General features: G+C 61.0%; 11 protein-coding genes. 3 read left to right on the top strand and 8 right to left on the bottom strand.

The window, feature by feature from the left end; translation table 11 throughout:
• Position 1: 1 nt before the first annotated feature.
• The 3 genes from ACFIQF_RS22295 to ACFIQF_RS22285 all read right to left on the bottom strand — a co-directional run bounded on the left by ACFIQF_RS22295 (position 2) and on the right by ACFIQF_RS22285 (position 7,260).
• A complete protein-coding gene (locus ACFIQF_RS22295) occupies positions 2-4,873 on the bottom strand; it encodes an RHS repeat-associated core domain-containing protein (protein WP_393945854.1) in 4,872 nt (1,623 codons plus the stop codon).
• A 103-nt stretch (positions 4,874-4,976) separates the two neighbouring features.
• Positions 4,977-5,231 (bottom strand): hypothetical protein, encoded by a 255-nt coding sequence (locus ACFIQF_RS22290; protein ID WP_393945853.1) that lies wholly within the window; start codon positions 5,229-5,231, stop codon positions 4,977-4,979.
• 334 nt (positions 5,232-5,565) lie between these two features.
• Complete coding sequence (locus ACFIQF_RS22285) at positions 5,566-7,260, bottom strand: SulP family inorganic anion transporter (RefSeq protein WP_393945852.1); 1,695 nt, start codon at positions 7,258-7,260, stop codon at positions 5,566-5,568.
• 232 nt (positions 7,261-7,492) lie between these two features.
• Here ACFIQF_RS22285 and ACFIQF_RS22280 point away from each other — a divergent pair, with 232 nt between their 5' ends.
• The 3 genes from ACFIQF_RS22280 (at position 7,493) to ACFIQF_RS22270 (ending at position 10,312) form a co-directional block, all read left to right on the top strand.
• Positions 7,493-8,017, top strand: coding sequence for a BON domain-containing protein (locus ACFIQF_RS22280; protein ID WP_393945851.1), 525 nt, complete (start codon positions 7,493-7,495; stop codon positions 8,015-8,017).
• A 145-nt stretch (positions 8,018-8,162) separates the two neighbouring features.
• Positions 8,163-9,185 carry an LD-carboxypeptidase gene (locus ACFIQF_RS22275; protein ID WP_393945889.1) on the top strand — a complete coding sequence of 341 codons (1,023 nt, stop codon included), beginning with the start codon at positions 8,163-8,165 and terminating at the stop codon, positions 9,183-9,185.
• A 221-nt stretch (positions 9,186-9,406) separates the two neighbouring features.
• Entirely contained in the window at positions 9,407-10,312 is a 906-nt protein-coding gene (locus ACFIQF_RS22270; protein WP_393945850.1) for an adenylate/guanylate cyclase domain-containing protein, read from the top strand.
• 20 nt (positions 10,313-10,332) lie between these two features.
• Here the strand turns inward: ACFIQF_RS22270 and ACFIQF_RS22265 are convergent, their stop codons facing one another.
• The 5 genes from ACFIQF_RS22265 to ygfZ all read right to left on the bottom strand — a co-directional run bounded on the left by ACFIQF_RS22265 (position 10,333) and on the right by ygfZ (position 15,012).
• Positions 10,333-10,662 carry a thioredoxin family protein gene (locus ACFIQF_RS22265; RefSeq protein ID WP_393945849.1) on the bottom strand — a complete coding sequence of 110 codons (330 nt, stop codon included), beginning with the start codon at positions 10,660-10,662 and terminating at the stop codon, positions 10,333-10,335.
• 101 nt (positions 10,663-10,763) lie between these two features.
• Positions 10,764-11,423, bottom strand: coding sequence for a molybdenum cofactor guanylyltransferase MobA (mobA, locus tag ACFIQF_RS22260; protein WP_393945848.1), 660 nt, complete (start codon positions 11,421-11,423; stop codon positions 10,764-10,766).
• 28 nt (positions 11,424-11,451) lie between these two features.
• On the bottom strand, positions 11,452-12,606 hold the full coding sequence (moaA, locus tag ACFIQF_RS22255; protein WP_393945847.1) for a GTP 3',8-cyclase MoaA: 1,155 nt from the start codon (positions 12,604-12,606) through the stop codon (positions 11,452-11,454).
• A 131-nt stretch (positions 12,607-12,737) separates the two neighbouring features.
• On the bottom strand, positions 12,738-13,340 hold the full coding sequence (locus tag ACFIQF_RS22250; RefSeq protein ID WP_393945846.1) for a DUF2889 domain-containing protein: 603 nt from the start codon (positions 13,338-13,340) through the stop codon (positions 12,738-12,740).
• Between the two features lie 748 nt (positions 13,341-14,088).
• Complete coding sequence (gene ygfZ, locus ACFIQF_RS22245; RefSeq protein ID WP_393945845.1) at positions 14,089-15,012, bottom strand: CAF17-like 4Fe-4S cluster assembly/insertion protein YgfZ; 924 nt, start codon at positions 15,010-15,012, stop codon at positions 14,089-14,091.
• Between the last annotated feature and the right edge of the window lie 7 nt (positions 15,013-15,019).

Below are 15,019 nucleotides of genomic sequence, written 5' to 3'. Positions count from 1 at the left end.
ATTATTGAAACCTATCCTTTCCATCGCAATTGTAGTATTTCATTGCGGCTTTAATTTTCAATTTTTTCTGTGGATCAATTTCGGATTGATATTTATTGCGTAAATAAGAACACGGATCGCAATCTTGTCCCTGCCCTTGAACCTCTCTAACGTATTCATTGGCAATATTTTGCTTGCCACCCTTTGCCATTTCGACATTAATAGGCGGAGCATAGGAGGAGGGAGGCCTTGGAAAGAGCCTCTCAACGACATCAGTAATTGTTGGCTCAATCACAGGATAAACCAGGGAGCCCAATGCATATCCACCAGCGCCGGCCAACACAGGCCCGCAAATCCAAGGACTGCTCAAGCAGGCATTAGTCAGTGAAGGGATAGCTGCACCTCCACCTAGTATTGCTTGTAACGTATCATCCGCAAGTCCGAAAGAATCGGTAGTGTTAAGCGGACTCCCGCCCACATAGCCAAACCGATTCCACCCGCCATCAAGCCCAATGGGGTCCGCCTGAATATACCGACCTTCCTGAGGATGGTAGTAGCGGTTCATATTGAACGCCAGACCCGTCTCCTCGTCCCACTGCTGGCCGGGGTAGCGCAGGTTGAACGTCACATCGGGCGCGTAGCTGGGCAGCCCTGCGGCTGCGCTGTCTGCCTGCACATAGCCGTTGGCACCCGTGGTCGGGTTCACTTCACCAAACCCTGTCAGCAGCCACTGCCAAGCCACTTGGCCTTGTGCGTTGGTGAGGCGCCTTGGCGTGTTCAGGTGGTCGCTGTGAATGGCATAGAGGCGCCCGTTGATCTGGGCTGCCACCGGCAGCAAGCCCTGGGCCGTGGGCAGGTAGAGCACTTCGGTGCTGTCCAGCTCGCCAGCAGGCGCAGCCGAGCTGGCGCTGCGTAGGTTGCTGTAAGTGCCCAGCAGTTGCGCAGCGTCTTCTTCGCTGTAGAGCGCGTGCTCCATGCGCGGGGCAGTGGTGCTGCGGCGGGCATCGGTTTTGAGGATGCGTTGGCTTGCGCTGTTGTAGAGGTAGCTGACTGCGCTGGGGTCTGCACTGCTGGCCGTGGTGGTGATGCGGGCGATGCGGCCATTGGGGCCGTAGTGCAGGTAGTGCTCGGCGCTGCCGATGGCGGTGGTGAGCGAGCCGCTGGCGTCATAGCCGTAACTGCTGGAGGTAGTTGCTGCACCGGTAGCGCTGCTCACCCCCACCAAGCGGTTGGTGCCTGCTGCGATGCTGTAGGTTTGGGTGGTGGTGCGGGTAGCACCCGATGCAGGGGTTTTGACGATGGAGGCCGAGGCACGGTTGCCATTGGCGTCGTACGCATAGCCCATGGAGTTGTAGCCTGCTACATCGAGCAAACCGGTGCCCGCAGGCCAGGCGACTGCAGGGCTGGCTTTGAGGCTGTGGCCACTGGCGGTGATGCGGCCTGCTGCGTCGTAAGTGTAGGCACTGGCAATGCGGGCGTTTTGCGCGGGCTGGCCAGCTGCGCTGCCGGGCACCATTTGGCTTTGTTCTACGGCGGTGACACGGCCTGCGGCGTCCCAGCTCAGCTCCAGGATGGCGGTGTGGGTGAGCTGCCCTGCGGTGTTGTAGCTGCGCGCTTCTGCCAGGGCGCTGCTGCTGCCCGCCGCACTGAGGACGCCCGGCCAGCTCCAGCCGGTGGGCATGCCCAAGGCGCTCCACTGCAGGTTGGCAAGCAGGAGCGAGCCATTCCACTGCATGCCTGTTACCAGGCCGGTGCTGTCGTACTGGTAGCTGAGCTGTTTGCCCGAGGGGTAGGTGATGCTTTGTACGCTGCCTGCGCCGCCTTGGCCTGCGGGTACATAGCTGTAGGCGATGGATTGCGTGCTGCCGCCAGCCAGGATTTGGGTTTTGCGTACGACACGGCCCAAGGCATCGCGCTGGAACTGGGTGGTGACGCCCGGGTCTTGCACTTCACTGAGCTGCCCAATGCTGGCATGGGGCGAGCCCGCTGCGTTGTAGGTGGCGCCCGCCAAGTCGTAGCGCAGCACGGACGATGTGCCGTCGTTGTAGTTGAGCTGGGTGAGCCGGCCCAGGGCATCGCGCTCGAAGCCGATGGTGCGGCCGGTGGCGTCGGTGGTGCTGGCGAGCAGGCCGTTGGCGTCGTAGCTGGAATGGGCGGTGCCGGCATCAGGGCTGGCTTCTTGGCTGGCGTTGCCAAAGGCATCGCGCGTGTAGTCCGTCAGCACGTCCTTGAAGTCTTTGGCCTGGGTGATGGCATCGCCCTGGTTGTAGCGGATGGCGGCTTGGGCACCCAGGGGGTTTTTCTCGGAAACCTGGCGGTGAAAGGCGTCCCAGGTGTAGTTGCTGCGCTGATCCAGGCCGTTGCTGGTTTGAATCAGATCGCCTGCGTCGCTGTAGCCATAGGATTCGCTTTGGTTGCCGGCGATGGTTTCGCGCGATACGCGGTTGATGGTGTTGATATTGCGCAAAAGCTCGAAAGCTGTGTTGCCCGCCGAATCTTGGGTGCGCTCTGACGTTCGGTTGCCCATTCCATCCAGAGCGTATTCGCCCTGGTTGCCACGGCTGTCGTTCCATCCAATGAGCCGATGCGCACTGTCATAGTTGTACAGAACGGTGTAGCCATCAGGGCGTGTAATGGACGATACCAAGCCGGTAGGCCGGTAGGTCATGGCAGTGACCAAACCGCCCGTAGATTGGGTAAGCAGCCTGCCGCGCAAATCATAGGTGTAGCTGGTGAGCAAACCACTGGCTTCGGTTTGGCTTAACAGGTGGCCTGCCGCATCGTATTGGTTGAAGGTTGTGGTAAGGCCTGCGCTGTTGGTGAGAGTGCGCAGCTTTCCTTGTGTATGTGCGTTGGCGGTGCTGTCGTAATAAGACAGGGTGGTGCGTGCAGAGGTGGGGTCGATTGCAGACAGTAACTGGCCGCGTTCGTTATAGGTGTAGGCCCAGGTGCGCGGCGCAGTGCTGGGGTCTGGGCTGGCACTGAAGCCTTCAAGACCGTTGGGGTCGAGCGTGGCTTGCTCGGTGCGCGAGCAAATGACACCGAGTGCTTGTAAGCCTCCGTCGATATGGGGAACGGTGGCGCTTTGTGGGGCGCAGTAAACCCCGTTGTCTCCATTGAAGGTCCAGCGGGTTATTTTGTAAGGCTCTGCCTGTTGAATGGGAAGGCGCCAATACGCATGCCATTGCGTGGACAGGGCTCGGGCTTCGGGCGTTCCAACCGCCTGTACGCGCTGTATTTCCAGGTTGCGATCGAGGTCGTAGGCATAGTTTGTTTTGCTGCCATTCAAACCGGTGCGAGATGAAACATTGCCATTGCTGTCGTAAGTGAGTGCGACATTGGCACTGCTGCCCGTTTGAGCTTGCTGGGTGTTGCGAGCGACGCCGCGCACTGCTTGGTGCGCATAGGTCCAACTGGTACCCAACGGGTCAGTAACAACGGTATTGTTGGTGTTGAATGCAAGGCTGTATTGGCCTGCATTGTTGCCAAGGGATTCACCGATGGCGCGGCCCGAGCTGTCGTAGGTGTAGCTGATGAAGCGCACCCCGTCTTCGTCGGTGATGCTGGTCAATGCGTTTGGCAGCGATGCGCCGCTGGTTTGCCCAGGTTCGTTGTAGGCATAGGAGCGCACGGAGCCGTCAGCGTGGCGAACGCTGGCCAGGTTGCCATTGGCGTCGTATTCGTATTCGATGGAGCCGCCCCCAGGCAGCGACAGGCCGCTCAGGCGATTTTCATCGTTGTAGCTGAACGTGATTTCTGTGCCATGGGTGTTTTTGATGGAGACCAGGAACCCGTTTGCGCGGCTGAGTTGCCAGGCTTGGCCGTCCCGGTTCACGATGCTGGTGAGCCGACCATAAATATCGTAGAGCTCAATTTGCGACGTGCTTTGATCGGTGTAGCGCCAACCGGTGATGACGCCAGCCTCAACAATCTGGCTGACCTGTTCACCCCCGCCAGCGCTGGGTTGAAAATATGCTCCGCTGCGCACTAAATTGATTTGGCGGCCATCGGCACGGTAGGCGGTGATCGAGTTATTGGTTTCAAAGCTGAGCGAGCGGTCGAGGCTGAGCTTCCACCTTTCTCCCAGTTGTGTGGTGTAGTAGCCGCCCAAAGAGTTGTAGTGCCGACTGATCTCCAAGCCGTCCAAGAGCTCACTTTGTACATCGACCTCAGCCAGGTATTTGTTCCCGCCGATATAAGCGATAGGGTGGGGTGTGGCCAAGCACTGTTGGCCCAGTAGCTCAGGCGTGTTGACCGGATTGAGGCGACGTTCACACCAATAAGGCCCGAAGAACCCGCTTGCGTTTTCTGCTACCCCCCGGTCACTGCCATAAGGGCCGCTGGTCCCGCTAGGGCAACGAAAATTACGCCAAAATGAAAACGAATCGCTTTCCGGTGGGTCACCTGGGAGGAAACTTATCAGGCCTGTTGCATGTACGCCTAATATGAGATTCCAGTCGTAATATCCCACTGAAAACTGTTCATCAGGAAAAGCAGGAATCTCGTAGGAGGTGTGATAGCCTGACATTTTCCATTGCGCGAATTCCTCAGCGCAAGTGCGGTCTGGATAGATGTCGTTCCCCGCATAGAAAATGACGTTATTAGTAGGAGGCTCGCTCCATTCAACAAACCATCTGCCGCAATACCAGTGTTTTTTAAGGGGCGCGGTGCAATCTTCGGTTGCACCAGGGTTGCCAGATTGGCGGCATTTGCTGTGAAATGTTGGCCCTTGCGCGTAGGCCGTTTGTTGGGGCCATAAGATAAAAAGTAATGCAATAAATATGGCAGTTTTAATGCAAGCATAGATGCTGAAAGAATCAGCTTTAAGCAGATTTTTGATGGCTAAGGTATTTTTATTGTTTGCGTGAATATCATATTGGCTGAGGTATTGCATAGGGTTGCTTGTTTCATGGTGGCGCGCTTGCTGGGAGTGGTTGTTGGTGCTGTATGGCTAGTTGTTAATAGCCTGTTGTTGATTTGCCGGGGATTATGATTGGTTATTTATTTTGTATGTAATTTTGATTGTATGGAAATGAAATAATTATCATATTAATTTGTGTCAATTTCGCAGTGATTTTGGGATTTTTTAGAATGAAGCTTTGTCCCGTTGGGGATGCAAGCTGCTCCAGCCCCTGAGCGGCATGGCGCAGGATCGCTGTGCGGTTGGCCGCCCGCGTTGCGTGCGGAGGGCGGATGTCTGCACCTGTAGCACGGAGGGCTTGGTTGGGGCTCGCCTTTTTCTGGCGGAGCATGGGCGAACGCCACGAGCCGGGTTGATGCCGGCCCTTTGTATGGCACGGATGAATGCAAAAGGTCTGAGCACAAGGCCGTACAGCGGCTCAGCTGTAACGCGATGGGAGATGCTGCGCAGACACGGGAAAAAATGGATGGGTGGTAGGCGAAGGCGCGGTTGTGCGGATTGCGCCCTGCCTGTGGCTCCGCACTAGCAGGGCTACGGCTGCTGCTGCGCCACCATTTTCAGCATGCAGTGCGCGCTATGGCGACGATCCAGCCAGTTTTAGGGCCTGAGCTGGCGCTGGCTCGGCCCTTGGGCAAGCGTGAGGCGCGGTAGCAAAACGCCCTAACTTAAATGACGTACTCCACCTCAGCCCCGTTGTTGCGCTTGTTCATGGCCTGTAGAAACTCGGCGTCGGTGCGGTAGAGGCGCAGCTCGGGGTTGTCTTGCAGCAGGCCGGCGCGTTTGAGGCGTTGTTCTACTGGCAGTTTCATGCCGACTATGTGCAGCTGGCCGCCGCGCTTGGCGGCCATGCGTTCCAGGCGCACAAAGGCTTCGAGGCCGGTGATGTCGATCTGGTTCATGGGCTGGGCCAGCAGCGCCAGTTGCTTGTAGTGGGGATTGCGCGCCCAGTCGTTGGCGGCGCGGGTTTCCAGTGCGGCGGCAGAGGCAAAGTCCAGCTCCGAATCCATGCGCAGTGCGAGCAGATCGGGGGCGATCAGCGGCAGCTGCCAGAGGTGGCGGTCGCGCATGCTGCCGTCGGGGTGTACGCCTACCTCGACAATGCGCGGGTGTAAGCGGTTGTAGAGAAAGTAGCAGGAGCTGAGCAAGATGCCGGCGAGCACGCCCCAGTAAATGCGTGGCGCGGTAAGGATGGTGATGGCAAAGGTGGCTACGGCAATGCCGCCTTCGATGCGCGAGATGCGGAACAGGTGCAGGATGGCGCGCGGTTTGACGAGGTTGGCCACCGCCGTCATCACAATCGCGGCCAGCGCGGCTTGCGGCACGTGGTAGAGCGCGGGAATAAACCACAGCACCACGACCACCACGAGCAGAATCGAGAAGATGTTGGAGTAGCCGGTTTTGGCGCCGGCCAACAGGTTGACGGCCGAGCGCGAGAAAGACGCGCTGGTGGCAAAGCTGCCAAACAGGCCGGCGCTCATTTTGGACAGGCCCTGGGCAACCAGCTCCTGGCTGCTGTCCCAGCGCGTGCCCGCTTGCTGGTGTTCCACTTGGGCGCTGGATGCGGTTTCCAGCGCGCTCACCAGCGAGATCACCAGCACCGGCATGACGAGCAGGCCAAACTGGTCCCAGCCCAGCATGCCGGGCCAGACAAAGTGCGGCAGGCCTGAGGGCAGGTGGCCGACCACCGCGCCGCCTTTGTCGGCAAAGCCGGCCAGGTAGCTGATGATGCCGGTGATGCCAATGACAAAGATGGCCGAGGGAAAGGCAGCGCGCCATTTTTTGGCCAGCACCAGGCCAACGATGCTGGCTGCGCCAAACAGAATGGAGCGCCAGTCGAAAAGGCCAAGCGAGGGCGTGTCCCACACGGTGGCCCAATCGCTTTTCATGCCCAGCAGGCTGGGCAGCTGCGAGGCGAGAATGAGGATGGCCGCCGCCTGCGTGAAGCCGGCCAGCACCGGTGAGGTCACCAGGTTCAGCAACCAGCCCGCCCGCACCAAGCCCAGCGAGAACTGCACCAGGCCGGAGAGGATCGCCATCCAGGCTGCGAGTTGCACCCATTGCGAGGAGCCGGGCTCGGCCATGCCGACCAGCGACGCCCCGATGAGCAAGGCCGACAAGGCCGTTGGCCCGACACCCAGGCGTGGCGAAGGGCTGAACAAGATGGCGACCGCTGCCGGGATGATGGAGGCGTAGATGCCAGTGATCAGCGGCATGCCCGCCAAATGCGCGTAGGCCACGCCTTGGGGCAGCAGCATCAGCCCGACGGTGAATCCGGCCATGGCTTCGCCGCGCAGCAGCTGCAAAGTGGGCCGGGGCCAGGTGAGAAAGGGGAAGATTCGGTAGAGCAGCGGTGCCAACATGCGGCTATTGTCGCCGCTTGCGCTGGCTTATGCCGGTGACTTATTTGCATATGCGACATGGGCACTTGGCTGTATGCCACAGAGCGCTTGGTGGCGGCTTGGTGAATGGCCGTAATGAAAAGCGGGCGAAGTGTTGCGCACCGGCGAGCTTTGCACCACGGTGCTGCCGAGGCTTGGCACGCCGCGCCAACTTGGCAACAATGGCGCAAACACAAGCGCTCTCCAAAGCACCATGACCCCAAACCCGCCCGATCCCTCTGAGCCCACCGGCGCCCCTGACCGCGCTGCCTCCGCCTTGGTGCTGGCATTGGCTGCAGCGGCGGTGGTGGTTTTGGCGCTGTGGCTGGTGCATGAACAGACGCGGGGCGTGGCCCAGTTGGAGGAGCTGCGGCACTGGGAGCAGCAAGCGCACCAGCGTTTGCGCAGTGCCGGTGCACGCGTGAATGCGAGCGTGCAGCAATCGGCCCGGCAGCAACGTGCATTGGCCGATGACGACGCGATAGCGGCCGCCGTGAGCGATGCATTGCAAGCTGCGCAAAGTGACGAGCTGAACGCCTTGGATGTGGAAACCAGCCATGCCATGGTGACTTTGCGCGGCACGCTGTCGTCGCCAGAGCTGCGCGACCGGGCGCTGGCCATTGTCCGGGCCGTGCCCGGCGTACATGGCGTTTTCGGCTTGATTGAAGTGGGGGCGCCTCAGTTGGGGCCGACTGAGGTGGGGGCGCCAAGTGAAACCAAGCCCGCTGCTGGCGGTTGATTTCTTGTGAGCCGCGCCCAGGCTTAGCGCTGCCGCCCGGTGAAAACGGGCGCTTGGGCGCATAATGCGAGCCATTCTCGGCAGCGGCCCGGCCGCTGTCACCACATTTTCAGGGGCGCCTCAGCGGCGGCCCGACAGCGCCACCATGCACCAGCACGACGACCATTCGCACGACCATGAGCACGATCACGGCCATTGCGAGCACCCGCATTGCGACCACGACCACCACCACGGCCCGCGCAGCATCTATATCTATTCGCCCTCGGGGGCGGTGCGCGACAAAAAAGGCTTTCGCCGTGGCGTGGCGCGCCTCAAGGAAATGGGCCACACGGTTGAGGTGGACCCGGCGGCGCTGGATTCCTGGACGCGCTTTGCTGGCGACGATGAAACGCGCCTGGCGGCCATTCAACGCGCTGCACAAAGCGGTGCCGATGTAACGATGATCAGCCGCGGCGGCTACGGTATCTCGCGCCTGCTGCACCGCATTGATTACGAGCAGATTGCCCGCTCCATCGAAGGCGGCACGCAGTGGTTGGGCTTGAGCGATTTCACAGCGCTGCAATTGGCGCTGTTTGCCAAGACCAAGGCGGTCACCTGGGCCGGCCCGGCGCTGGTGAGCGATTTTGGTGCTGAGGCGGGCATGGACGACATCATGCTCGACTGCTTTGACGACCTGCTCATGGGCCACGGCGAAGGCGCTGGCTGGCGCACGCTGGCCGAGCGCGCAGGCACGGTCACCGGCGCTTCGGCGGCCGATGATACTTACATTCCCAAAGCCACGCTGTGGGGCGGCAACCTGGCCATGCTGGCCTCGCTGGTGGGCACGCCTTACTTGCCCAAGGTGAAAAACGGCGTGCTGTTTATCGAAGACGTGGGCGAAACCCCGTACAAGGTAGAGCGCATGCTGAGCACCTTGCTGCATGCCGGCGTGCTGGCTCAGCAAAAAGCCATTGTGTTTGGCCAGTTCAGCGAATACCAGCTGACGCCGCATGACAAGGGCTTCAAGCTCGCCAGCGTGGTGCAGTGGCTGCGCCAGCAAGTGGCATGCCCGGTGTTCACCAACCTGCCTTTCGGCCATGTGGCTACCAAGGTGGTGCTGCCCGTGGGCGCCCAGGTTTCGCTCAGCGTGGAAGGGCGCGATGCCTTGATTTATTGGGGCCATCTATAGGCTTTGCGGGTTTTTCGACTTCCGTGCGCGGGTGTGTTGCGGGTTGGCAGGCGTTGTATGCCCGCATCAGCCACACCGGGCTGTGTAAGTTTGTTAATAGTGCATATGCGTGCCGCGCCGCTTGCCGATAGGCGTTTGCGGTGTAATATGCGGCCATAACAATTCTTTCCGAACGGGGCTGCGCCGGGGGAGGTGGTAGCCGCGTTCTCAGCAAACGATCCATGACAACTGTCGCTACCGTGGTATTTATCGATATCTCGGGCAGTACTGCTTTGTTCGAAACCTTGGGCAATGAGCGGGCTGCACGGGCGGTCGCCAGCATGACGGATGCCTTCAAGCAGGTCGTCGTGCAGGCGGGCGGGCGCGTCGTCAAGACGCTGGGCGACGGTGTGCTGGCCATCTTCAACAGCAGCGCCCTGGCTGTCAGTGCCATGAGCATGCTCATGCGCCGCCATTACGGGCAGTGGGACACGCTGCCGGCTTCGCAAAAATTCCATGTGCGCGTAGGCATGAGCACCGGCGAGGTGGTGCTGATGGAGGGCGATTGCTACGGCGATTCGGTCAACGTGGCTTCGCGCCTGTGCGAGAAAGCCGGCCACCGCGAGATCTGGGCGAGCACCTCGACCATGGAAGCGGGCTCGCGCTCAGACACCAGTTTTGTGCCCATGGGCTGGATGGAAGTGCGCGGCAAGGCCGAGCAGCAAATGCTCTACCAGGTGCAGTGGAACGAGCCCGAAGCCCAGGAAGTGGTGACCGCCTACGATTCATCGCTGCCCATGCAGCCCGATGCGGTGGTGGAAGTGCGTTTGCGCTTGGCGCTGGCCGGTGCGGAAAAGTTTTTTGCCACCAAGGACATGCCGATTTTTATCGGCCGCGCCTCAGAGTCGGAATGGGCGGTGCTCGACCGGCGGGTCTCGCGCCAGCATGGCCGCATCGATTGGCGCGGCGGCAACCTCATCTATACCGACCTGAGCCGCTACGGCACCTGGGTCAGCTTTGGCGGCAGCCCGGCCACTGCTGTACGGCGCGAATCTGTCCAGCTGCACGGCAACGGCGTGCTGTATTTTGGCGTGCCTCCCGACGATGACACCGCGCCAAGCACGGCGTTTTCAGTGAAGCCGGTCTAATCCGTTTCCAGCCAGGCGCTTCAGGCTTGTGGGCTGGCGGCCCACAAGTTGCCAATGGCCTCTTGGCTGGTTGGGCGCACCACGCGGGCTACTTCTTGCCCATCGCGCAACAACACCAGGCTGGGCCAGAGTTTGATGCGGTAGCTGCGCCCCAGCGGTTTGCCCGCACCGTCTTCCACTTTGATATGGCGCACCTCGGGCCGCGCTGCCAAGGCCTGCTCGATCAGCGGCTGGGCGCCAATGCAATGCGGGCACCAAGGCGTCCCGAACTCCAGCAGGGTCCAGCCGGGCAGGGCGTCGACCTCGGTGCGTGCGGGTTCCTGGGCCAGGTGTTGGGCGGCGTAGCTCATGACAATCTCCGACATGTTTTTATGGGTTGCACGGGGCGCGGTTTTGTATAGCGCAGGCGCAGAATTTTATGCGCAGCCGAGTGCTTGGCGCGGGCTGGCGATCAGGTCTGTAATCGGTTTTGCAGTCGGCTTTGCAGTTGCTCCAGCTCCGGCAAGGTGTTGGCATTGCTGAAAGCGGCGGCATCGTCAAACAGCGCCAGCGCGCAGCGGTGCTGCATGGCCCATTGCCGCACTTTGCGCCCGCCTTGCGCTACAAAAGCGCGGCAGCTCTCAGCCAGGCTGGCATGCAAGAGGCAAAAGGTAGGCTGCGGCAGCGGGCGCTGATCACCGCCGGGCTCGGGCGGCGTACAAACCATGGCCACCAAGGCCGATTGCTCAGCGGCCGCTTGCGCCAGGCGCGGCGCCAGATCGGGCGGGAAAAACGGCGTATCGCAAGCCACCGTCAGCAACCACGGCGTTGGGCACGCGGCCAGTCCGGCCGCAAACCCGGCCAGCGGGCCGGGGTAGGCTTCGTCAGCCACCGGCTCATCGGCCACCACTGGCCAGCCGAGTGCGCTGTAGGCATCCAAGTTGCGGTTGGCGTTAACGAGCACCGTCTGCACTTGCGGCGCCAGCCGCTGCGCGCAGTGCTGCGCCAATGGCAATCCGCCAAGCAACTGCAAGCCTTTGTCCACTCCGCCCATGCGCGAGCCTTGGCCGCCGGCTAAAACCAGGCCGGTGATCTGGTCGCGTGGGATGGCGGATGTCAGGGCAGAAGACATGCAAGCAGCGTGGTTGAAAGCGGCCTTATCAACCGCCGATATAGCTCATCTCGATGCGCTTGCGTTGCTGCGCCAGCTCGGGCTGGGCGCTGCGTTGTTCGCTGTAGTTGTCGCGGCGCTGGCCCCAGACTTGGGCGATGGCCTCGGCAATCTCGGCATCGCTGGCGCCGTTGCGCAGCAGGCTGCGCAGATCCCAGCCTTCGCTGGCAAACAGGCAGAGGAACAAACGGCCTTCGGTAGAGAGGCGAGCGCGGTTGCAATCGCTGCAAAAAGCGTGGGTGACGCTGCTGATCAGGCCTATCTCGCCCAGGCTGGCGTCGTGCTGGCCGTTGCTGCCCACATAGCCCCAGCGCACGGCGGTTTCGCCGCGAACGCTGGGTGAGAGCGCGGTGAGCGAGAACTCGGATTGCAGGCGCGCCAGCAACTCGTCGGATGGCAGCACTTCTTCCATGCGCCAGCCGTTGGTGGCGCCTACGTCCATGAATTCGATAAAGCGCAGCGTCACGCCGCTGCCGCGAAAATGGCGCGCCATGCGCAGCACTTCGTGGTCGTTGAGGCCGCGTTTGACGACCATGTTCACCTTGATATTGGCAAAGCCCACGGCCTGCGCTGCCTCAATGCCTTGCAGCACGCTGGCAACAGGGAAATCCATGTCGTTCATGCGCCGGAAGAGCGCATCGTCCAGGCTGTCCAAGCTGACCGTCAGGCGCTGCAGGCCAGCGTCTTTCAAAGCCTGGGCTTTGCGCGCGAGGATGGAGCCGTTGGTGGTGAGCGTCAAATCCACCGGTTGGCCTTGTGACGTTTTCAGCTGCGCCAGTTGGGCAATCAAAGCTTCCAGGTTTTTGCGCAGCAGCGGCTCGCCCCCGGTAATGCGCAGCTTGCCCACGCCTTGGCCGACAAAGATGCGCGCAGCGCGGGCGATTTCTTCAAAACTGAGCAGCGCGCTGTGCGGCAGGTATTGGTGGTCCTTGCCGAACACATCCTTGGGCATGCAGTAGCTGCAGCGGAAGTTGCAGCGATCAGTAACGCTGATGCGCAGATCCCGCAGCGGGCGCTGGCGCTGGTCGCGCAATTCGCCGGCAAGCTGGCCCGTCAGCGCAGCGCCCGTGACCAACGGCATGGCGCGGGTGGCGGGCACAGGCGTTTGGCGTGCATCGTGCAGCGGAATGATCGGGTGGGACATAGGCGCCAATGGTAACGCAGCGCAAGCGCCAGAAAGCCCGGCAAAGCCGCATGAACAGGAGTTATTTGGCTTGGTGTGCCTGCGTTTGAGACGCACCGGAGGCGCCGGCAAGTGCCAGCGGTTGGGGCCAATCAGCCTTGGCTGGGTTCGGTGCTGGCGGTGCTTGCCGGCGCATCGCCGGCCTTGGCCTTGGGTGCGTTTTTCCAGCCGATGAATTGCGGGTAGATGGTGGCAACGCCCGTGCCGTTGAAATCCCAGCCCGTGCATTGGCCCAGGTGGCGCGGCGGCTGGCTGGGGTCTGTCGAGATGAAGGCCTGGTGCACGCTTTGGAAGGCGGCTGTGGCCATGTTGAAGAGCAGCTCGCGCATGTGCGTGCAGCCTGCCACATTGCCCAGATGGGTGTCGATGGCTTTGCGCCAGCCGCGTGCCATGCTGCTGCCCACCATTTTTTGCATGGCTGGAAGGGCGTGCGGGCAGTCGCCCAGCGGGTGTGCGTCCATGGCCACTTCGATGGCTTTGACTTCCAGCTCGGTGGTGATGGTGCAGCGAATCCACATGTGGTGAATGGCTTCGCCGGCCTTGCGTTTGCGCTCGCCCGAGAGCACCAAGTCGTAGGCCTTGGTGTCGATCAGCTCGCCCTCGATGTCCCACAGGCCGTCTGCACGTTCAAAGCTGCGAAAGCGCACATCGCGCATGTGTTTGGGGGTGCGGTCGGGGATGGGAGACAAAGGCATGTTTTTATTGGTGTGGGCTGGCGCGTGGGGCGCGGCCATGCGGTGGAAACACTATGCGCCCGGTGTCAGGGCTTGTCTGTGCAGCAAGTGACACAGATCAAGCGGACTGGCGCACTGCAGCGCCGGGCTGCGCGATGGCCTATTGTAAAAACAAATGCGGCAATATGTTGCAGTGCGGCAAAAAGCGGGGCTGATGGCTAGCGGCGCGGCGTGTGGCCACAGATCAGCATTTGCCGGATTTGCAGGAAAAGCGAGACAGTGAATGACTGGCATTCAAACAGCAATGCTTCGCAGTACAGCGGGCGCTGGAATCTTTCACCCCAATGGTGAGATGGACCCGTAGGCTAGGCGCCTGGGGCGCAGACAGTACACGTGTACGGCAAGCCTCAGCAACAACGCATACGGGTTCATATCACCACCTTAAAACGAAGACTTTCGGAATAAGCACTGTTGCGGGCCTCGTCACAACGCTAACGCCACTTGATGAGCCAAGGCAAACAATAAAAAACCGGGTCTGGTGGTGAAACCTAGACCCGGTGAGGAGTGATGGTCAAGATGCGCTTGAGTAGTTGTTGCAGCTTGCAAGTGGTTCCCATCCTGTCGGCACCTGCTTGCAAAGTCTCTTAATTTTAGCAAAAACGTGCGCAATGGTGGGAAAAATCCAAAAACGACAGGGGCTTGGCGTTTTTTGGTGCTTTATTTGTCGTATTTTTGATGAATTCGCGGTCGCCCTGGCGTCAAGCTTTTCTCAAATATCGTCTTTTAGCGTGTAGGGCAGGCTCAGCAGTTGCAGGGCGGGGCCGCTGCTGCTGCCCAGGTGCAGGGCTTCGCTGCTGGCGTCGATGCGCATGGAGACCAGCGCTTCAAAGCCGCCTTGCGCGGCAGCTGCGGCTTGCACCACGGTGCCCACGGGTTGCTCGGCGTCGCTCGCCACAAACACTTCCTGGCCCACGGCCACGGGCTCCGTTGAGGCCACGCGGTACATGCGGCGCTTCAGGGTGCCACGGAACTGGCTGCGTGCCACCACTTCCTGGCCGGGGTAGCAGCCTTTTTTGAAGCTCACGCCTTCGACTGATTCGAAGTTGACCATTTGCGGCACAAAGGCATCGACCACCGGCTGGGTGATCAGCGGCACGCCGGCTTGCACCAGCGAGAGCTGCCATGCCGCTGCATCCAGCGCCGGGCTTTGCGACACGCTGGCGGGCAGGGCGCTGCCGGCAGGTGCGGCCAACAAGGCGCGGCTTTCGCCACTGGCGGCAAACAGGCGTACTACGGATGCATCGCCCAACAATACGGTTTGCCAGGGCGCCAGATATCGCGCTTCGGTGGGCACGGCGTCGCCCGCCAGGCCCACCAGTTGCACGGCTTCTGTGGCATCGCTCAGTTTGACCTTGGCGCGCAGCACAAACATGGACAGGCGCTTCAAGGTGGCGGCCAGCACATCGCGGCTGGTGAGCAGCCAGAATTCGCTGGCGCTACGTTTGATAACAATAAAACTGGCCTGCATGCGGCCCTTGGCCGACAAAAATGCCGCCAAGCGAGCTTGGCCTACGGGCAGCAGCTGTACGTCGTTGCTAAGCTGGCCTTGCAGAAATACGGCGGCGTCTTCACCCTCAGCGCGGATCACACCCAGGTGCTGGAGCGCCAGTTGTCCTTGTAATGCTTGTGTCATAGGTGAA

Origin of the sequence: Comamonas trifloxystrobinivorans, from assembly GCF_043359985.1 — a bacterium.
GTDB classification, from domain to species: domain Bacteria; phylum Pseudomonadota; class Gammaproteobacteria; order Burkholderiales; family Burkholderiaceae_C; genus Comamonas; species Comamonas trifloxystrobinivorans.
This window is presented reverse-complemented; position numbering and strand designations above follow the sequence as displayed.